Annotated in this window: 13 protein-coding genes; 3 read left to right on the top strand and 10 right to left on the bottom strand. The window is 73.9% G+C overall.

Annotated features, from left to right (window positions below; translation table 11 throughout):
* Positions 1-8: 8 nt before the first annotated feature.
* Positions 9-1,886 (bottom strand): glycosyltransferase, encoded by a 1,878-nt coding sequence (locus AC3RJ8_RS04505; RefSeq protein ID WP_489714744.1) that lies wholly within the window; start codon positions 1,884-1,886, stop codon positions 9-11.
* An 8-nt stretch (positions 1,887-1,894) separates the two neighbouring features.
* Positions 1,895-3,091 (bottom strand): hypothetical protein, encoded by a 1,197-nt coding sequence (locus tag AC3RJ8_RS04500; protein WP_489714743.1) that lies wholly within the window; start codon positions 3,089-3,091, stop codon positions 1,895-1,897.
* A 113-nt stretch (positions 3,092-3,204) separates the two neighbouring features.
* Between AC3RJ8_RS04500 and AC3RJ8_RS04495 the strand changes: the two genes are divergently transcribed.
* Positions 3,205-4,515, top strand: coding sequence for a SpoIID/LytB domain-containing protein (locus AC3RJ8_RS04495; protein ID WP_489714742.1), 1,311 nt, complete (start codon positions 3,205-3,207; stop codon positions 4,513-4,515).
* Between the two features lie 107 nt (positions 4,516-4,622).
* The gene (locus AC3RJ8_RS04490; RefSeq protein WP_489714741.1) at positions 4,623-5,834 is read left to right on the top strand and encodes a polysaccharide pyruvyl transferase family protein; all 1,212 of its coding nucleotides are present in this window, start codon (positions 4,623-4,625) and stop codon (positions 5,832-5,834) included.
* A gap of 5 nt (positions 5,835-5,839) precedes the next feature.
* Here the strand turns inward: AC3RJ8_RS04490 and AC3RJ8_RS04485 are convergent, their stop codons facing one another.
* The 6 genes from AC3RJ8_RS04485 to AC3RJ8_RS04460 all read right to left on the bottom strand — a co-directional run bounded on the left by AC3RJ8_RS04485 (position 5,840) and on the right by AC3RJ8_RS04460 (position 13,919).
* The gene (locus tag AC3RJ8_RS04485; protein ID WP_489714740.1) at positions 5,840-8,197 is read right to left on the bottom strand and encodes a glycosyltransferase; all 2,358 of its coding nucleotides are present in this window, start codon (positions 8,195-8,197) and stop codon (positions 5,840-5,842) included.
* Positions 8,194-9,546, bottom strand: a complete 1,353-nt coding sequence (locus AC3RJ8_RS04480; protein ID WP_489714739.1) for a glycosyltransferase family 29 protein — start codon at positions 9,544-9,546, stop codon at positions 8,194-8,196. Before AC3RJ8_RS04480 ends, AC3RJ8_RS04485 begins: the two co-directional genes overlap by 4 nt.
* Before the next feature lie 161 nt (positions 9,547-9,707).
* The gene (locus AC3RJ8_RS04475) at positions 9,708-9,905 is read right to left on the bottom strand and encodes a Trm112 family protein (RefSeq protein ID WP_489714738.1); all 198 of its coding nucleotides are present in this window, start codon (positions 9,903-9,905) and stop codon (positions 9,708-9,710) included.
* Complete coding sequence (locus tag AC3RJ8_RS04470) at positions 9,902-11,341, bottom strand: phosphomannomutase/phosphoglucomutase (RefSeq protein ID WP_489714737.1); 1,440 nt, start codon at positions 11,339-11,341, stop codon at positions 9,902-9,904. Before AC3RJ8_RS04470 ends, AC3RJ8_RS04475 begins: the two co-directional genes overlap by 4 nt.
* Positions 11,342-11,351: 10 nt before the next feature.
* The gene (locus tag AC3RJ8_RS04465) at positions 11,352-13,430 is read right to left on the bottom strand and encodes an acyltransferase family protein (RefSeq protein WP_489714736.1); all 2,079 of its coding nucleotides are present in this window, start codon (positions 13,428-13,430) and stop codon (positions 11,352-11,354) included.
* 120 nt (positions 13,431-13,550) lie between these two features.
* Positions 13,551-13,919, bottom strand: a complete 369-nt coding sequence (locus AC3RJ8_RS04460; RefSeq protein WP_407316888.1) for a DUF3499 domain-containing protein — start codon at positions 13,917-13,919, stop codon at positions 13,551-13,553.
* Positions 13,920-13,986: 67 nt separating this feature from the next.
* Here AC3RJ8_RS04460 and AC3RJ8_RS04455 point away from each other — a divergent pair, with 67 nt between their 5' ends.
* Complete coding sequence (locus AC3RJ8_RS04455) at positions 13,987-14,478, top strand: metallopeptidase family protein (protein WP_489714735.1); 492 nt, start codon at positions 13,987-13,989, stop codon at positions 14,476-14,478.
* Between the two features lie 9 nt (positions 14,479-14,487).
* Here AC3RJ8_RS04455 and AC3RJ8_RS04450 read toward each other — a convergent pair whose 3' ends face one another.
* Complete coding sequence (locus tag AC3RJ8_RS04450) at positions 14,488-16,089, bottom strand: DUF5719 family protein (RefSeq protein ID WP_489714734.1); 1,602 nt, start codon at positions 16,087-16,089, stop codon at positions 14,488-14,490.
* Positions 16,086-19,367 (bottom strand): glycosyltransferase, encoded by a 3,282-nt coding sequence (locus AC3RJ8_RS04445; protein WP_489714733.1) that lies wholly within the window; start codon positions 19,365-19,367, stop codon positions 16,086-16,088. The genes AC3RJ8_RS04450 and AC3RJ8_RS04445 overlap by 4 nt, the downstream gene beginning before the upstream one ends.
* Positions 19,368-19,385: the final 18 nt, after the last annotated feature.

The following is a 19,385-nucleotide window of genomic DNA, read 5'->3' as shown; positions in this document are numbered from 1 at the left end:
GGAACATCCTAGTCGGCGTGACCAGGTGCGAAGTCCGCGCGCCAGGTCTCGACGGCGGCCAGGTCGGGCGCCGCGGCGCGCCACGTCCGGGCGAGAGCCCGCCAGCGCAGGGCCAGGCGGGCGTGGCCGACGACGGCGGCACCCGCCAGGCGCCAGAACGTGCGGCGGTCGCGCCGCAACCACACCCCCGAGGTCGCCTCGGAGTCCAGCACCAGCACCGAGTCGTGGGAGGGTACCTGCCACCATGTCGCGGCGGTCCGTGCCAGGACGGTGGTCGGCGCCTCCCGCGCGGCGGGTGGGACAGGTCGCAAGGTGCGTGCCGCCCCGCGCAGCACGAAGCCGGCGAGCCCGAGCATCCCCGTCGGGCGGGATCCCGGCTCGTGCCCCGCCGTCGGTCCGGTCCCCGCGGGCCCGTGCTGCGCCGTCGTGCCCACGGCGGCGTCGAAAGCCGGGTCGCCCGGGCGGTGGCGGACGGTCTCGGGATGCTCGGCACCGACGCCCCGCACCCGTCCGACGACGGTCGCGAGCTCGGGGTGCAGCCGCCCCGGTCCGTCGAGCACCTCGCCCAGCGCACGCACGTGCAGGTCGACCGGGTAGTAGCGCATCGCCAGCAGCAGCTTGAGGTCGGTGGCGAGCAGGGCGGCCGGCAGCAACCCGGGGCCGTCCGCGTGCAGCAGGGCCGTGATCACCCGGTTGCGCACGTGCAGGTACGCCTGCCACTCGACGCTGTCGTCCTTCTCCGTCCAGGCCATGTGCCACAGGCAGGCGCCCGGCAACGAGACCGTGGGGAACCCTGCCTCGCCCGCCCGCAGGCAGAACTCCGCGTCGTCCCACTTGAGGAAGAGCGGCAGGCTGAGACCCACCTCGCGCAGGACGACGGCGGGGACGAGGCACATCCACCAGCCGTTGAAGTCCGAGTCGGCGCGCCGGTGCAGCCACGGGGTCGCCCGCAGACCGCCCGCGAGGTCGTGCCACTGACGGTCCATGACCGGCGGGCCCCAGTTGAAGATGCGCCGGTGGACGACCTCGCTGAAGGAGTTCAGCACCGTCGGCCGCGCCAGGTCGAGCATGTGCCCGCCGACCACGACCGGCGACGTCGCCGCCCGGTGCAGCCGGACGGCACGCAGCAGCGCCTCGGGCTCCACCTCGACGTCGTCGTCGCAGATCAGCACCGCGTCGGCGCCGTCGTCGATGGTCTCCAGCATCCCGCGCGAGAACCCGCCCGAGCCGCCGAGGTTCGGCTGCTCCACGACCCGGAGCCGGTCCCCGAGCGCGGCCGCGACCTCCGCGAAGCCCGGGTGCGCCGCGACCTTGCGGCTGCCCTGGTCCACGACCTGCACGCGGACGTCCTCGGCAGCCAGCTCCGGGGCGGCGGCGAGGGTCGCGAGCGTGGCCACACAGTACTCGGGCTTGTCCATCGTGGTGATCGACACCACGACCTCCCCGGCCCGGCGCGCGGGCGCGTCCACGGACCACTCACCCCCGGTGACGACGACGCCGTCCGGCCCGCCCGCGGCGTCCGGCCCGCCCGGTGTGCCGTCGGCCACGACCTCGCACCACCACCAGCCGCCCTCGACGCTCAGCGGCGCCTCCAGCGGCTCCGCGACGGGGCCGGACGCGACCTCGGTGACCCGCCCCTCGGCGTCGGACCGCAGCAGGCGCAGCGTCCCGGCGCCCGTGGCCGCCAGGCGGACCCGCGCGCGCGTGGCGCCGGCCCACCGCGCCCAGTACGACCCGGGGAACCCGTTGAGGTAGGTGCCCATGCCCTGCGTGGCGCCGGACGGGACACGCAGCACGCCGCCGTCGAGGACCCCGGGCCCGTCCTCGACGCACAGGGGGCGCCGCTCGGGCCGGTCGGAGAGGATCAGACGGTGGGCGAGATGCACAGCCTCTGTCACTGGAGCCGACTGCGCACACGACGAAGAAGCGCGCGGACCAACTCACGTCCTGAGGCCTCGTCAACCCGCGGTACACCGGTATCGAACGTGTCCGCCGGGGACTCGGCCTGCTCCGCCAACAGCCGCTGCGCCTTGTCGTACTGCATCTGCCCTCGACCGACAGCGCCGATGATCGCCTGTGCGGCGGCGTCGACGGGCACGCTGCTAGAGCGCGCCTCCTTGCGACCGACGGACCGCACCCGCTGCTCCAACAACCTGAGATCGCCGACGACCCTCACACCGGACTCCTTGATCTCGGAGACGAAGCGCGCACTTCGCTGGGCGGCCTTCTCGGCCGCCGGTTCCGGCAAGAGCAGCTTGGACTCCCCGTCCCCGGGTGCGCGTCGGCTCATCATCGCCGCGACGGCCCCTTGCCTGATCCAGTAGCGATACTCCTTCCACGACAGCTCGTTGCGGATCTCGGCGTTCACTGCTCGGAGCAGCTCAACCTCCTCCAGGCTCATGCTGCGGTTGGAGGCAAAGCCGTCTAGGTCAGCGCTGGCAAGGACCCCTCGTTCGAGTCCCAACATGTCCTCGAACGCGTCGAACAGGAGAGTCGGGGTCGACTTGTCCACCACAACGACGGTGACCCGTTCCGGTCCCACGACGCGTGCCCAGCGTGAAGTAACTGCGCCTTGGTCCAGCCGGTCGCGCTCGAGGCGCAACCGAGGATGACTGATGTCGTCGGCGAGCACCCTCTTGAGCCAGTGACCGAAGGACATGGTCCGACCGGACTTAAGTGTCTGCTGCCATGCTGAGGGTAGGACATCCGCGTAATTGCGCAACGCGATCACCACATGGGTCCGGTTCCCGAGAGCCTCGTAAACGCGCCTTGCTGTCGCGTCGTCTGCCTCGGAGACGAACTCGTGGCTGAGCAGCACCCGGCGGCTCTGGTCGGCCTCGATCTCGGTGTGGAGGTCGTTCCACGTCCGTGGCCGCATCGCCACGCCCGGCAACTTGCGCTCCATGAGCGCCGCCAAAGCCAGGCGGTGGTTGACTGCCGTCCCGGGATACAGGACGCCACGTGGAACAAGGTCGTCCCTCAACGCAGAGGCAGCGTTCTGCAGGCTGGTCGTCCCCGTCTTCATCAGGCCAATGTGCAGCAGCCTCGCTCGTTCGGGCAGGAGCAGCCCCTCCGCGCTGGGACCGGTCACCGGGACCTCTCTCTCCGTCGACGTTGCATAGATCGGCCTACCTTAGCGGATGGGCCGCGCCTCGAGATGCTGAGGACGGATGCCTGAGGCACAGTGAACGAGGGGGTAACCACATGAACCAGCACCACTGGTACCGGCGCACCGTCGCCGTCGTCACCGCACTCTTCGTCGCCGCAGCCGGAGGGGTCGTCGCGAGCGCCCCGGCGGCCGCCGCCGACGTGCCCGACAGGTTCACCGTCACCGGGTCCGGCTACGGGCACGGCGTCGGCATGAGCCAGTACGGCGCGTACGAGCTCGCCCGCCAGGGGAAGTCGGGCGTGAAGATCCTCAAGCACTACTACACCGGGGCACGAGCGCCGTACACCTCGACGCCGAAGCGCATCCGTGTGCAGGTCCACGGGCCCGACCCGTACGGGTACGCGAGCTACGGCGACTCGGGGCGCAACACGTGGGTCACGATCACCGGCGGCGACTGGCGCGTCCGCAAGCCCGGCAAGGGCACCGTGGCCCAGGGATCGGGCACCACGACCATGAAGGTCCGGATCGGCACCAAGGGAGCGGTGCGCGTCAAGGTCGACGGCAAGGTCCACAAGGGCGACAAGATGCGGATCCAGTGGTCCGGCACCACGTTCTGGCGCCCGAACGGCAAGGAGGCCGTCGCCACCGTCGACGGCGCGCACGGCGCCTACCGGCACGGCCGCCTGACCGTGGTGAACAAGGAGGCGACGCCGAACATCACCAACGACGTGCTCCTCAACACCGAGTACCTCTACGGCATCGCGGAGATGCCCTCGTCGTGGGGCCTGAACGGCGGCGCCCGCGCGCTGCGCGCCCAGGCCATGACCGCCCGCTCGTACGCGGTGGCCAAGCACGACGGCAAGCCGAGGTGCCGCTGCCACGTGGTCGACGACGTGCGCGACCAGCACTTCACCGGCTGGAAGAAGGAGGACGAGGGCACCGGCGGTCGCTACGGCGCGGTGTGGACCAAGGCGGTCGACGCCACGACCAAGCACGCCACGCGGGCGCGGGTGCTGCAGGTCGGCGGACGACCCGTCACCGCCCACTACTTCTCCTCCAGCGGCGGTCGCACCGCCAACTCCGAGGACGTCTGGTCGTCCGCGCTGTCCTACGAGCGCAGCGTCTCTGACCCCTACAGCCTGCGCGCACCGGGCAACTCCATGCGGTCCTGGACGCGGACCATCACCCAGCAGGAGGCCCGCGACCTCTTCGGCCTCAAGAACGTCGAGTCGATCAAGGTCACCCGCCAGTGGTCCAGCGGCCAGGTGCGCACGCTGACCGCCACGCAACCCAACGGGCGCACGGCGAGCATCAGCGGCAAGGCCGACCAGATGCGCTCCTGGGTGGGCCGGGCCACGACCCACGGCAGCATGCCTGCCTCGTGGATCACCAAGATCCGGGGGTAGCAGCGTTCACCCGACGTTCACCGACGACCTGGCTGACAGGGTCCTCCCGGCGGCCTAGCGTGGGGCGACAGCCCCGCGCTGGGCACGGCCGACGAGGAGGAGCCCCGGTGGAACGACGTCGCACCTGCGTGCTGCGCATGCACGAGGCGCAGACCCGGCTGAACTGGGGAGGCCGGTCGACGAGCCTCGCGCTGGCGGAGATCCTCGAGGTGCACGCGGGGCGCACCATCGTCTCGACGATCGGTGCCCCCCACATCCTCGGACAGCTCGGTGACCTCGACGTCCGGTCGGACGGTCACAGCGTGTTCGAGATGGTCGACGACCTCGCCGTCCAGATCGCCGCCCCGCACCCGACGTCGGAGAAGCTGGCGGACGTCCGGGCGGCGATCACGGCGGCCGACGAGCTGGTGGTCAACGGCGAGGGCGACTTCATCCTCACCGAGCGGCTCACGCTGGTGCGGACGATGGCGATGATGCGTGCCGCCAAGCTGCTGGGCAAGCCCGTGTACCTGGTGAACAGCATCCTGTCTTACGCCACCGGCCGGTCCGGTGCCGACGCGCTCGCCCGCGAGGAGGTGGGCCGCACCCTGGCCCGGTGCGACGCCGTCTGCTACCGGGACCCCGCCAGCCTGGCGCTCCACCAGGAGCTCTATCCGGACGTCCCCGCCTCGTGGCTGCCCGACGCGCTCTTCGCGTGGGCGCCGCACGCCGCGACGTCCCTCGCTGACCGCGTGGGCTTCTCGCCGCGGTCCGAAGGACTGCCGCTGCCGGTCCAGCGGCTCGTCTCCGGGGACGACCCCTACGTCGTGCTGTCCGGGACCTCCCTCGCGGGTGTCGACCCGCAAGCGTTCCGGACGACCGTCGCAGCACTCGGCGAGCACCTCGCCCACGACGGGACCCGGCTGGTCTTCGCCGGGTCGGACACGCCGGACCGTGCCCTGGCCGAGTCGCTCGCCGGCCTGGACGTCCACGTGGTCGACCCGCGGGTCCCGCTCACGGCGGCGTCGCTCCTGCTGTGGAACGCCGCGGCGATGATCTCGGGCCGGTACCACCCGAGCATCCTCGCCTCGCTCGGCGGCACCCCGTTCCTGCTCATGGCGTCGAACTCCCACAAGACCCGCTCGCTGCTGGACGTCGTGGACAGCGGCTGGCGAGGTGCGGAACAGCAGTTCTTCACCGGTGGGGCCGAGCAGGCCGCGGGCCTCGCACGCAGCGTGAGCGAGGTCCGCGGCCGTCACGGCGTCCGCAGCCACGTGCGCCGCAGCGCACGGGCCAACGGGACCGCCGTGGCACGCGGCGTCAGCGATCTGCTGAGCTGACCGGGTCAGACCAGGGCGAGCAGCTTGCCGAGGGCCTCGTCGTAGCGGCCGCGCAGCACGGCCCGAGCCTCGGCGACCTGGCCGCGGTAGCGCTCCTGGTCGCCGAGCACGTCACGGACCAGCTCGGTGAGCCGCTCGGCGAGGTCCGGCGCGTGGATCGACAGTCCCCACTCCGGGTGTTCGACGTCCTCGAGGAAGTACCGCAGCTTGGGGTGCGACACCAGGGAGACGATCGGTGTCCCGACGCCGAACGGGATCATGCCGGCATGGCCGCGCATCCCGACCACGACGGCGGCGTCGGCGTACGCCTGCAGGGCACCGTCGACGCCCTTGCGGAAGAAGGCGTCGACAGGGATCCGCGTGCCGTGGTGCGCGTACAGGTCGTGCGCGACACGCTCGTCCCCCACGGTGTGCGCGGCGACCCGGACGTCGGCGGTACCGCCCACGGAACGGACGAACGAGTCGATCGCGGCGAGGAACGCCGGGTAGTCGTCCTTGAAGCGCAGCGACGAACGGTCGTAGGCGATGTTGACGTAGACGACCGGTGCCGCCCCCTCGTCCACGGCACGACGGACGCGAGCCCCGGGGCCGTGGTCGAGCAGGCCCAGGAACGTCGTCGGGCACGGCATGTAGACGACCTTCTCGGCGAGTGCCGCGGGAAGGACGGACCGCACCCGGTCGATGGACCCGTGGTTGCGCAGGCCGACCAGCGCCGCGGTGTCGACGGTGAGCCGCAGCGACTCGGCGAACCGGTCGCCGTGGATCTCCTGGCCGTCGAAGAGGTTGTAGCCCACCGCCGTCAGCGCCAGGGGGACCTCCAGCCGGCGCAGGCTCTCGTCCGGCACGTTCCACTGCCAGCCGCTGTTGCCGTTGGGCATGGTGTCCGGCAGGAACAGTCCCCCGCCACCGACGAGCAGGGCGTCCGTCGCGTTGACGCGTTCGACCGCCGACTCGTCGAAGACCTGGTGCACGTGGAGGCCGGTCCACGACCCGACCGGGCGCAGAGCGGCGACGCTCTCCCGGACGGCGACGGGCAGGAGCTCGTCGCCGAAGTTGCCGAGCTCGTCGACGTAGAAGGCCGCGTGGGACAACCGCAGCCCTCCGTCCACGAGCGTCGACCCGACGCGCGCGTCGGGGCTCGGCCACTCCAGGCGCCGCTGCAGCGAGCGGGCCTTGGCGTGCACCGGCTGGCGGGCCAGCGTGGCACCGACGTGGGCGGTGGCCACCTCCAGGTCCCCTCGGACCCAGGCGGTCTCCGCCTGGAAGTAGCGGCCGTCGACCGCGTCCCCGTCGACGGCGCCGAGGCCGGCGACGGCCATGGCGTCGTCGTACCGCCCCACGGCCCGGAGCGCGGTGGCGTACCGCAGCGGCTGGTCGACCCGACCGGTCTGCACGGCCACGAGCCGACGCACCGCGACAGCGCCGGCGAAGTCGCCCTGCGCCGACAGCTCGGCCGCGGTCCACAGCAGCGCCTTCATGGTGAGGTCCTCCCGCTGGAGCCGCTCGACGAGCTCCGCCGGCAGGTCGCGGACCAGCTCCGTGCAGTGGGCGAGGAAGGCGTCGTCGACGGCACCGCCCGCGTCGACGTGCGCGCGAGCGGCCTCGACGAACCGGCAGAGGAAGGCGGCGTCCGAGACCGCGAAGCGGTGCCAGGTCTGCTCGAGGGCCGCGTAGCCCTGCTCGCCACCGGTCCACGGCTTGAACCGTCCCGTGTAGTGGATGATCCGCGCGTCGGCAGGGGCCTCGTCTCCCGGCCGGGTCGCACGCTTGACCCAGTTGAAGACCCGGTCCAGTCGGGTGTAGTCCCCGTCCAGCGCCGCGGTGAGGACGCCCTGGTCGTGCCGTTCGAGCTCGTACTCCCCGGACTCACCGATCTCGTCCAGACGCGCGACGAACTCGTCGCTCATGTGCTCGCGGCCGAAGACCAGCAGACCGCTGTTGAGCTTGCGGCCGCCGTCCGAGTCGAAGAGCTGCGGCACCGCGGCGAACGTCGCCGGATGGTCGAAGAGCTCCTCGACGGGCCCGGTGACGATCATGTCGGTGTCGAGCGTCACGACCCGGTCGTAGTCACGCAGCCGGAAGGCATCGAGGATGTAGTACGCCTTGGTGTACAGGTAGTTCGCGTCGTCGCCCTTGCGGTACCTCTCGTACGGTGCCGGGTCGACGCGGACGAACCGCACGTCCGGCCGCAGCACACGGAGCCGTGCCACGTGGGCGGGGTCCAGCCCGTCGTGGAGCACGACCAGCTCCGCGGTGGATCCCGGCTCGCTCAGGTGCAGGCTCTTGAGCAGCGCGACGAAACCGACGAAGTAGGCGTCGTCGACGAAGGACACGTAGGCACGTCGTCCCGTGGTGGTGGTCATCGCAGGGAGATCCTTCCCGGGGCGGTCTCGACGGTTCGTTCGGCGACCCACTCGCGCTCCACCTCGTACGAGTGGGCCTCCGCGATGGGTAGGTGCATGGCGTCGTCACGCCGGTAGGGGGCCCCGGAGTGGAAGTTGAAGCCGAACAGGTCGATGCGGGTGCTCACGTCGAGGTAGTCGAGCAGGAGCAGCGTGTTGAACCCCGTGGTGGGCACCGTGCACCGTTCGCGCAGGGCGGGGCTCAGCAGGCTGCGACGGGGCCAGCGCAAGGACTCGTCCCCGAGCAGCCTCTGCGCCTCCGGGCGCACGTACCGGCGCACGTTCTCCGCCCAGGGTGCCGGAGCGCCGCCGAAGACGATCCGGAGGTCGACGGGGACGTCCCAGTTGAAGTCGTGCAGGTGGATGGTGGCGTGCACGTCGGTCTTCACACCGGTGCGGACCGGGTCCGTCGCGAACGAGTTGAACCGGACCACGACGTCGTGGGCGTCGATCTCCTGTCCCAGCTCCAGGTCGAGCAGCTCGGCAGAGTTCGCGACGAGGCAGATCGACTTGCCGGCGAGCTCGTCGCGAAGTCCGGAGATATTCACCGTGTCGATATCGACGATCTCGGGCCGTACCTTTCCCGAGAACTGTTCCGCCGTGGCGTCGAGGATCTCTTGCGAACGACCCAGCGGAAGACCTCCCGCGAGCCCGCGAGCGATGCCGGCGTGCAGGGAAGGGATGTAGGCGCGATCGGCACCCGGTTCACCCAGGTAGGCGCGCCGGAGCTCGGGCGCCGTCGCGAGCGCGAGGTCGTCCCCTGCGCGCAACGACTCCTCGACGCCGAACCAGCCGGCGTCGACCGGCGCGGGTCCGGACAGCGCCGAGAGCTTCGAGGCGACCGCGTCCGTGGCAGACCGGCGGGCGGCACGCTTGCGCCACGGCTCCTCCGTCGCGGACCGGACGGCCTGCAACGCCTCCTGCGAGACCTCGCTCGCCTCCGCGTCGTCCGGTCGCGCCGCCAGGAGCAGCGCCGCGATCCGCGCCGCCAGAGCCGGATCGCTGCGGCGCGCGCGCCGGGCGACCAGCAGCAGGGCCTCCCACGTCCGCGACGGGCTCGCGTGCCAGGCCGAACGGCCAAGCGCGAGATCGACGTTGCGCGCCTCGTCCTGCTGGTCGGCCGCGTGGGCCGCCTGCAGCTCGACGACTGCCCGGGTGAGCTGGACGTCACGCCAGGCGGCGCTCGCCGAGAGCACGGAGGCGAGCCCGCCCAGCTCGGCGACGAGGGCGGCGAACTCCACGTTCTGACGCCGGGTCCGTGGTCCCCCGCGCAGTCGTTCCATCGCGGCTGCGCGGAGTCTCCGCTTCACCGCCGACACCGTCCGGCTCATCGATCTCAACTCTCCTCGGGCCACGTGCTGACCGAGGCATCGTAGCGATAGAGAAGTCGAATTCTGACGAGATGAACCCGAGAAGGAGAAGTTCACTCCGAGGCGTCGATGAATTCATCGCGCGTTCATTCTTTGCCGCCTCACAACGGCCGCGCCTCCACCTCCAGCAGGACGGGGATGCCGTCCCGTACCGGGTAGGCCAGCGGCCGGTCGGTGTCCGTCGAGTGCAGCTCCGGCGACCCGTCGGGCCCCGTCGCGTCGACGAGGTCGGCCCCGGTCACCGGGCACCGGAGCACCGACCGGACCCACGGGTCGATCCAGGGCGTGTCGTCGGTCATGCGTTCTCCTCCCGCACGAGCGACAGGACGTCGTCGCGCACCTTGATCATGATGTCCTCGTCGGCCGCCTCGACGTTGAGGCGCAGCAGGGGTTCGGTGTTCGAGGCCCGCAGGTTGAACCACCACTGCGGGTGCAGCCCGTCCCAGTGGGCCACGGTCATGCCGTCGAGGGTATCCACGACCGCCTCGGGGTAGGCGCGGGTGTAGGCCTCGCGGACCCGTGCGACCACCCCGTCCGCGTCGCTCACCGTGGAGTTGATCTCCCCCGAGGCCGAGTAGGGCGTGTACATCTCGGCCAGCGCCGACAGCGGGTGGGGCTGGCCGCCCAGCGCGGCCAGGACGTGCAGCGCGGCGAGCATCCCGGTGTCGGCGAACCAGAAGTCACGGAAGTAGTAGTGCGCCGAGTGCTCACCGCCGAACACCGCGTCCTGCTCGGCCATGGACTGCTTGATGAACGAGTGCCCCACCCGGGTGCGCACCAGTCGCGCCTCGGCGGCACCCAGGAGGTCCGGCACGGCCCGGGAGGTGATGAGGTTGTGGATGATCGTCGCGGTGCGTCCCGCGGCCCGCTCCCGGTCGATCTCCCGCATCCCGACGAGCGCCGTGACCGCCGACGGCGAGACCGCGCCGCCGCGCTCGTCGACCACGAAGCACCGGTCGGCGTCGCCGTCGAACGCGAGCCCGATGTCCGCCTCGTGGGCCACGACCGCGGCCTGCAGGTCGACCAGGTTCGCCGGCTCGAGCGGGTTCGCCTCGTGGTTCGGGAACGTGCCGTCCAGCTCGAAGTACAACGGCACGACTTCCAGCGGCAGCCCGGGCAGACCGGCCGCGGTACCCAGGACCGCCGGGACGGTCAGACCCGCCATCCCGTTGCCCGCATCGACCACCACCTTCAGCGGCCGTACCCCCGAGATGTCCACCAGGCCTCGCAGGAACGCCGCGTACTCGCCGAGGAGGTCGACGTCGCTGACCTGTCCGGCCTGCCCGGGCAGGCCGGACAGCGTCGCCTGCCCGGCACCGTCGAGCAGCCCCTCGGCCAGCTCACGTACCTGCGCCAGACCGGTCTCCTGCCCCACCGGTCGCGCCCCCGCACGGCACAGCTTGATCCCGTTGTACCGCGCCGGGTTGTGCGAGGCCGTGAACATCGCCCCCGGGGCATCCAGCGAACCCGAGGCGTAGTAGAGCCCGTCGGTCGAGCACGACCCGATCCGCACCACGTCGACGCCCTGCGAGGTCACCCCCTCGGCGAACGCCTCTACCAGCGCAGGCCCCGAGTCACGCATGTCCTGGCCGACCACCACCCGCGCACCGCCCTCGGGCACCACCACCGCCGCGGCGAACGCCTCCCCGACTGCCCGCGCCACAGCCGGCGAGAGCTCGTCCGGGACGACGCCACGCACGTCGTAGGCCTTGATGATGTTCGACAGGTCGGTCACGCGGACCAGCCTACGGTGCGGCCGCCTGCGCGTCGTCGGCGTAGAGCCAGGGGGTCTCGGCGCGCAGCCGCTCGTCGAGGAACGGCGCCAGCGAACGGACGTACGTCGCGGACAGGTGTCCCTTGTCGCGGTAGACGAGGACGTTGCCGACCACCGCCGGGCACGCGTCCCCGTCGCAGATCCACCGCGTGAGGTCGACGTGCGTGACCGAGCCGGGGACGTCCGGGGCGTGCTCCGCGGGGTCCCGCGGGGCGAGCGCCTCGCGGCGGACCTTCCCGCAGGGCGCGTCGATCCCGTCCTCTCGCAGGCACACCGTCGGTGAACGTTCGAAGCGAGGGTTGTACCGCACCGTGAGCACCCGGAGCCCGGCGGCGTCGAGGTCCCGCCACCCGGCGACGTGCGACGGGATGACCCGGTCCGGGCCGTCACGTCGCGAGACCGCTCCCAGGACCACGACGAGGTCGGGGTCCAGCGCGACGACCCGCTCGCGAGCGCCCTGGTTCCAGTCCCGGCAGCTCGCCTCGGTGCTCTCGTCGGTGTCCATGAAGTGGCACCCGGACTTCGAGACCGTGAGCACCTCCCAGTCGTGCGCGGCCCCGAGCGCGGCGAAGGCGGGCTCGTACTGGACCACGTGCGAGGCACCGAGCAGCACGACGGTCGCCGTCACCTCGGCGGGCACCTCCGGCTCGTGGACCGTGCACACCCGGACCTCGGCATGCCCCGGCCCGGAGTCGACCGCGCAACCGTCCAGGTTGCTCGGCGCCGCGTCCTTGCTGGCGAGCGCGGGCTCGGGTCGCGGAGCGGCCGTCCACGTGCGGGGACCGGCGTACGCGTCCCCCAGCACCGCGGCCCCGGGGTGGTCGGCCGAGGGTCGCGCGAGGCGGCTGAGGTCTCCGCGCTCCTGGACGCCTTCCGCCACCACGACACCGCCGACCACGAGACAGAAGGCGGCGGTGGCGGCCAGGGCAGCCGCGCCACCTCGCCCGGTACCGCGCCGGACCAGCAGGGCGCGACCACGCTGCTCGACCAGGGCGTGCGTCGCCCAGGCCAGCAGGACGGAGACGCCGAGGATGACCGCCGCCCCGCGCCAGCCGACAGCCGCCCGCCCCCGCACCGCCAGGTAGGTGATCAGCAGCGGCCAGTGCCACAGGTACAACGAGTAGGAGATCCGGGCGACGAAGCGCAGCGGTGCGGTCTCGAGCAGCAGTCGCGGGCCGCTCCGTGTCGTGCTGCCGGAGCCGACGATCACCAGGATCGCGCCGCCGACGGGGACGAGCGCCCACGGGCCCGGGTAGTGGGTCGCGCCGTCCACGACCAGCCCCGAGGCGACGACGAGTCCGAGCCCGCACCAGGCCAGGACGTCGCGCATCCGCCCGGGAAGCGCCAGGGACGGGAGAAGGACGGCGAGCAGCGCTCCCGCTCCGAGCTCCCAGAACCTCGCGCCGGTGTGGAAGTAGGCCACCTGCTGGTCGACGTCGACCAGCCGGACGGCCCAGAGGAACGAGACCACCGTGGCGACGCCTGCCGAGGCCAGGACCAGCCGGTCGAGCCGCAGGGCTCCTCGGCGGGCCACTGCCGCCAGCACCAGGACGACGACCGGCCACAGGAGGAAGAACTGCCCCTGCACGGCGAGCGACCAGAAGTGCTGGACCGGGCTCGTCTGCGGACCCGCGGCGTCGTACGTGAGCTGCGAGAAGATGAGCTCCCAGTTCTCGAGGTAGAGCGCCGAGGCCACGATCTCCCGACCGGTCTGCAGCGCCTGCTGCGGCGGGAGGACGGTGTGCGCCGCGACCGCCACGAAGGCCAGGACGACCAGCGCGGGCGGGACCAGCCGGGTGGCGAAGCTCCCGTAGCGCTCGGCGAGCGAGAGCCGCCCCTCGTCCGCGCGCCGCAGCAGGGCGACCGTCACGAGGAAGCCGGACACCATGAGGAAGACGTCGACCCCGCCGGAGACCCGTCCGTCGCCGAAGAGGTGGAAGACGACGACGAGCGACAGTGCGAGTCCACGCAGCCCGTGCAGCTCGGCGATGTGCCGCGGACGTCGCGCCACGATGTCCGCGCGGCCCTCCACCGATGCCGTCACCACCACGTGCTCCTCCTCGCCGGGGGCCGAGAGGGTCGGCCGCGCCCGGCGGACGGTAGCCGGTGCCCGTGGCCGGAAGGCGACCGCGGGGTGAACAGCGAGTTTCGGGCCGAACGGCCCGTCGCGTCAGTCGGACTCGGCGCGCAGGACGCGCAGGTGACCCCGCCGAGCGGTCTCGGTGACGCTGTCCGGCTCTCCGCCCGACGGTGTGCCGGGCCGGGCGCCGCGCCCGGCCTCACGCACGGCCTCGGCGAGCGCGGAGAGGTCGTCCTTCGAGGGGGGCGGGACGGCGAACTCCGGCTGCAGGCGCACGACCTCCCAGCCCCGCGGCGCGGTCAGCCGTTCGGCGTGCACCGAGCACAGGTCGTAGCTGTGCGGCTCCGCGTGCTGGGCGAGCGGCCCGAGCACCGCGGTGGAGTCCGCGTAGACGTAGGTGAGGGTCGCCACAGCAGCTTCCGTGCATGCCGTGCGCGAGCACTGCCTGGTCGATCTCACGCGGGGAGAATACGCGTCGGCGTGCCTCGCCCGCTCCAGGCGCGCCGGTCGTGGGTACCCTCGGACGGTGAGCAGCTTCGACCTGACCCCTCCGGCCGGCGACCACCACGGCGGCGCCGGGCGGGGTGCGCAGGCCCCGGTCGCGCCGACGGTCCGCCGCCGTCGCGACCGACGGGGGCGCGGGATCCGCGGTCCGCTGCTGCCCCCGGGGTCGCCCGGTCACCGGACGCGTGCCGAGCGGTTCGACGACCTGGTGCTGGACGCCCTCGCGCGGGTCGAGCGCACCTGGCCGGCGGTGGGCGGCACGGAGCTCGCCGTGGAGGACGTGCCACCGTCCGACCCGGCCCCGTGGGAGCCCGGCGGGGTCACGCTCGGTCGCCTCTTCCCGGCGGAGGCGGGGCAGCCGCCGCGGATCGTCGTCTACCGGCGGCCGGTCGAGACCCGCAGCCTGGACACCGACGACCTCGCGGTCCTGGTGCACGACGTCGTCGTGGAGCAGGTGGCCCATCTGCTCGCCCGCACGCCCGAGGAGATCGATCCCGGCTTCGGGACGCGCTGACCGAGCGGCTTACCAGGCGTCGACGCGCCGCACGGCGACGCCGCCGGGCGCGACGACGGTGGACGCAGGGTCGAGCGTGGCGACCAGGGCGCCGGGCGTCCGGGCGGCGTCGGCGGCGGTGAGCCGGACGGACCAGGCGACCGAGGCGGAGCCGGCGGCGGCATCGACCAGGACGGCGGAGGTCGCCCCGACGGCGGACGCCGGGACCTCGACGGTGCCGCCCACCGGCACGGTGACCTCCTGCGCGTCACCCACCGTGCCGTCGGCGCCCAGACCGCGGACGGTGGCGGTCAGCTCGTCGCCGGCGGGATCGGCCCCCCGCTCGGCGGGAACTCCCGTGAGCACCACGGTCGCGTCGTCCGCACCGCTCGGCAACGCCACCTGGCCCGACGTCGGCTCCTGCGGCGCGGCGATCGCCTGACCGGCGCTCCACGCGACGTCGTAGGGCGTGCCCTCGACGACGTCGTCGTCGGTCAGCTCACCCGGGACGGCGAACCGCGCGGCCCCGGTGACGGAGACGTCCGCGTCCACCACCACGGTGTAGGTCCCGGCCTCGAGACCGCCGAGCGGGACGCCGACGACGCCGCCGGCGGTGAGCGCCACCTGCTCGGCACCGCGGAGTGTCACCCGGCCCTCGGGGCCGAACACCCTCACCTGCGCGGTGCCGTCGCTCTCCGGGGCCAGCAGCCACATGGTGGCGGCGTGGTCGTCGTCGGTTGCTTCGCCCCGGCTGACGACGCCGCTGACGGCGAACGACTCCGCGGGGGCCGTCCCCGGTTCCACGAGGTCGGTCCCGGCGGGCACCAGGCCGTCGATCCCCTGGCTCTGCAGGGAGGTGGTCACGCGGGCGCCGGAGGCCCGCACGTGCACCGCGAGGCGTCGCTGCTCGGGGGCGAGCGAGTCCAGGCGGATGACGACCTGCTCCCCCGGCGCGACGGTGAAGGCGGCCTGGCCGCCGACCGCGACGGGCCCCGAGGGGCCGAAGACCTCGAGGGCGACCGACGCCGGCCGCGAGCTGGGGTTCTGCACCGCGAGGAGCGCGCTGGAACCGACCTCGCTGCTCCCGCCGACCAGCCAGTGCGAGGTGCGGGGCGTGGTGCAGGAGGCCGCCGCGAGCCCCCGCAGGTCTCCCGCCGTGGTGAGGGACGCGAGCGCCGCGGCGGACCGCAGGGGGTCGACCGCCGTGGGCTGGGTGTGCAGCACCCGGACCCGGCCGGCCGCCCCGGCGGCGGTCGCGGCGTCGGGCCCGTCGACCAGGGTGTTGTCCCGCGCGCCGTCCAGGTCGGTCAGGCGCGGCGGCTCGGCGGCACCGACGACCGCCGCCGCCAGGGCCGAGGTGGTCCGCACGGGCGTCGCCTCGAACTGCTCGTCGCCGACGTCGGCACCGTCCGGCAGGGCGACGGGAGCAGGGCAGGCGGAGACCAGCTCGGCCGGCTCGACGGGCACCTCGCGGGTGCCGGCGTCCACCGCCGCCCGGGTGGCGCCCGTCCAGCGGCCGACCCACTGGTCCCCGACGGCGGCGGTCACGCCGAGGACGCCGACCACGGCGATGCCGGAGAGGGTGGCGACGGCGACCCGGACGGCACGCGCGGCGCCCGCGAGGCGGCTCATCGGATCCTCCGTCGCCCGACGGGCAGCGCCAGCAGCACGTACACGACGAGCACGAAGCCCGCCAGGAGGAACCACGGCGGCCGGGACGGCGCGTCGTACGCGACGTCGACGTGCCCGGCAGACTCGCCGAGCTCGAACGCCTGGCGGCCGTCCACCTCCACCGCGGTGAGCCGGTGGCCGTCCAGCGTGGCCCGCCAGCCGGGACCGGAGGTCTCCGCGAGCACGAGCAGGCGGTCCTCGTCGCCCGCGGTCACGTCGTCGGAGACCCGGGTGCCGTCCGCGGCGAGGGTTCGCGCGGCCACGCCGCTCGTGCCGTCGCCGGGCGGGCCGGCCAGCACGGACGCCCAGCCGGGTGGTGGCGCGTCGTCCAGGTCGACGCGCCACAGCAGCACCCCGTCCTCGGTGACCCGGGTCAGCCCGGGCACGAGGTCGAGCGTGGTGGCCAGCTCGGGGTCGCCGTCCCGCGGGAGCTGGACCGCGCCGACGCCCAGCGCACCGAGACGCGGGGCGAGGTCGGGCGCCCGGCCGACGGCGACCTGGGCGACGAGCTCGTCGAGCGCCGCCACGTCGTCGCGGGCGGGGCCCGGCAGCAGGCCGGCGTCACGGCCTCGCACCACGACGGAGGAGTCGACCAGGCTGGAGCCGTCCGCGTGCAGCACCGTGTAGTCGACGACGCCGTCGGCACGGTCGAGCTGGAGCACGCGCGCCGCCCGGGGGGCCGCCTGCATCTGCTGCCCGACGGCCGGCACCACGGTGGCGTCCGTCGCGCGCAGGTCCGCGACGGCGTCCCCCCGGGCGTCGTCGTGCCACCACACAGCCAGCCCGGCGGCCGGGACGAGGAGCGCGACGGCCGCGAGCACTCCCGCGCCGATCGGCCGCAGGCGCCCGGTGCCGGGTTCCGGCGTGGCGGCCAGGGCCGCGACGCCGAGGCCGAGGAGCAGCACCGACAGGCCGGCACCCGGCCACCCCTGCACGGCGGTCGCCGTCCCGTCGGCGGCGCGACCGGACGCGACCGTCGTCCCGGCGGCGAGCAGCGCCGCCACGAGGCCCAGGACCGCCAGCGCGACGCCCAGCCGGGACGCCACGACGCGGCGCCGCACGAGCAGGCCGGCCGTCGCGAGCACGAGCACACCGGCCCCGAGCAGCCACGGCCCCGCCGCCAGCAGCAGACCGGCAGGCCCGTCCGCCGGTCCCACGCCGGCCAGCCACGGGGCCGGGTCGGCCGGCTGCCCGAGCAGGAGCATGAGCCCGTGCGGCGCCGGCGTCGCCACCGGGACGCCCGGCTCGGCGACGAGGAGCCGCCAGCCACCGTCGGACCAGATCGCCACGGCATGCCACCAGAACGGCAGGGGGACGACGACGGCGGGCAGCAGCACGAGCGCCAGCCGCCGCCACTGGCGCCAGGCGACGACGGTCCCGCCGACGACCGCGACCACCGCGACCGGCAGCAGGACGGGCGCGGCGCAGACCGCCACGGCCAGGAGCAGACCGGCGGCCGCCGCGGCGCCGAGCGACCCGCGCGCGACGGGATGCCCGGGCACCCGGTCGCGGGCCTGCGCGCCGACGGCCCGCGCGGCGGCGACCAGGACCCACGGCAGCGTCAGGTGCGCCACGAGCGCACCGACGCGCCCCGAGCCGAGGCTCTCCACGAACCCTGGTGCTGCCGCCCAGACGAGGGCGCCGGCCGCGCGCGCCCACACCGAGCGGGTGACGGCTCCGGCGCCGAACCAGCCGCCGAGCGCCGCGAGCGGCACGGCCGCGACCACCAGGGCGTTCACGGCGGTCTGGGCGCTGCCGCCGGCGAGAGCCGTCAGCAGGGTGACCACCAGCAGCACGGGGTCCGCGGGCGCACCGGTGCCCAGGCCGTCACGCACCCAGCCGGACGTCGCCGCCCAGGCCGTCTGCCCGAGGTCGGCGGGCGCCGGGAGCAGCGCCCCGCCGACGATCCGGCCGCCGTCGGCCAACGTCCCCTGCCAGGAACCGAAGCCCGCTGCCCCGACCGCGACGACGGCGACCATCACGAGCACCAGCGCCGTCCGGCGGCGCCGGGCGAGGGCACGCAGCTCGGCCCGCTCGAGGTCGGACGGTTGGCGGACGGTCCGGTGGGCCTCCGCCCGGGCCAGCCGGGCGTCGCGCCGCTCCGCAGCGACCTGGCGCCACCCCGCCTGCAGGGGCCGCAGGACCCGGCGCGGGAGCCGACGCGTCCGGGCGGCCCGCCGTCGTCCCCGGACCAGCGGCACGACCCGCAGGACGGTGACGAGGGGGGCGACGATCTCGTCGCGGGCCCGGGCCGGGCGCTTGAGCGCCAGCCGGTAGGCCGCCGCGAACGGCGCCCACACGATCATCGCGAGCGCCGCCAGCGGCAGCAGGCCCAGCGGCACCCCGACCAGGCGCGCGTAGAGCTGGCTGCGCCGCCGGGCGTACGCGGAGGACTCGATCCCCCCGTGCGCCCGGTGGCCCCGCACCCCGCGCAACGACGCCTGGACGTGGTGGACGACGGCGTCGGGCACCACGACGACGCGGTGACCGGCGAGCCGGGCGCGGCGGCACAGGTCCAGGCTGTCGCCGAACCGGCCGACCTCGGGGTCGGTCCCGCCGAGGGCGTTCCACACGCTGCGCCGCACGAGCGCACCGGCGAGCCCCACGGCCAGCACGTCCTCGCGCGCGTCGTGCTGACCCTGGTCGATCTCGGTGTCGTCGACGCCGGTCATGCGGCGGCCCAGCGGCGAGACGGTGTAGCCGACCTCGACGAGGAGGCCGGGGTGGTCGGGGTCCGGGACGGAGGCACGCCCGTCCTCGTCCGGCTGCCACCGGCGCTGCTTGCAGCCGGCGACGGCGACCGCCGCGGAGTGCTCCACGGCTCGCAGCAGGCGCCCCAGGGCGTCCGGCGCGGGGAGCGAGTCGTCGTGCAGGACCCACAGCCAGGTGGTGGGCGGCAGGTCGGCGATCGCCAGCGCGCGATCGACGGCCTCGCCGAGGGTGCGGGCGCCGGCGCCGCCGACGAACCGGCGTCCACCCATGCGCAGGTCGGTGTGGCCCGCGGTGGACTGGGTGGTGTCGACGTCGACGACCACCACGTCCTCCGGCGCGCGGTCCTGGGCGGCGACGGCGTCGAGCGTCGCCTGCAGGTAGGGCGTCCGGCCCTGGGTGACGACCACCGTCGTGACGGTGACGGCCACCCGGGCGCCGCAGCTCACGGAGGGCACGACCTCCGGGGCCGCGCCGGGCGGCGCGTCCCCGTCGTGCGCGGGTGCCTGGGTCAGGTGCGAAGCAGTCATCCTGTCCGCCATGATGCG

The sequence above is a fragment of the Isoptericola sp. MSGPD8_1_ISO-PGPR-S23-394 genome (assembly GCF_058072785.1).
This window is presented reverse-complemented; position numbering and strand designations above follow the sequence as displayed.

Bases quoted from the DNA above. Each gene is read 5' to 3' on its own strand.
- AC3RJ8_RS04475 (WP_489714738.1), bottom strand. From the start codon at position 9,905: ATGACCGACGACACGCCCTGGATCGACCCGTGGGTCCGGTCGGTGCTC.
- AC3RJ8_RS04485 (WP_489714740.1), bottom strand. From the start codon at position 8,197: ATGACCACCACCACGGGACGACGTGCCTACGTGTCCTTCGTCGACGAC.
- AC3RJ8_RS04450 (WP_489714734.1), bottom strand. From the start codon at position 16,089: ATGAGCCGCCTCGCGGGCGCCGCGCGTGCCGTCCGGGTCGCCGTCGCC.
- AC3RJ8_RS04495 (WP_489714742.1), top strand. From the start codon at position 3,205: ATGAACCAGCACCACTGGTACCGGCGCACCGTCGCCGTCGTCACCGCA.
- AC3RJ8_RS04445 (WP_489714733.1), bottom strand. From the start codon at position 19,367: ATGACTGCTTCGCACCTGACCCAGGCACCCGCGCACGACGGGGACGCG.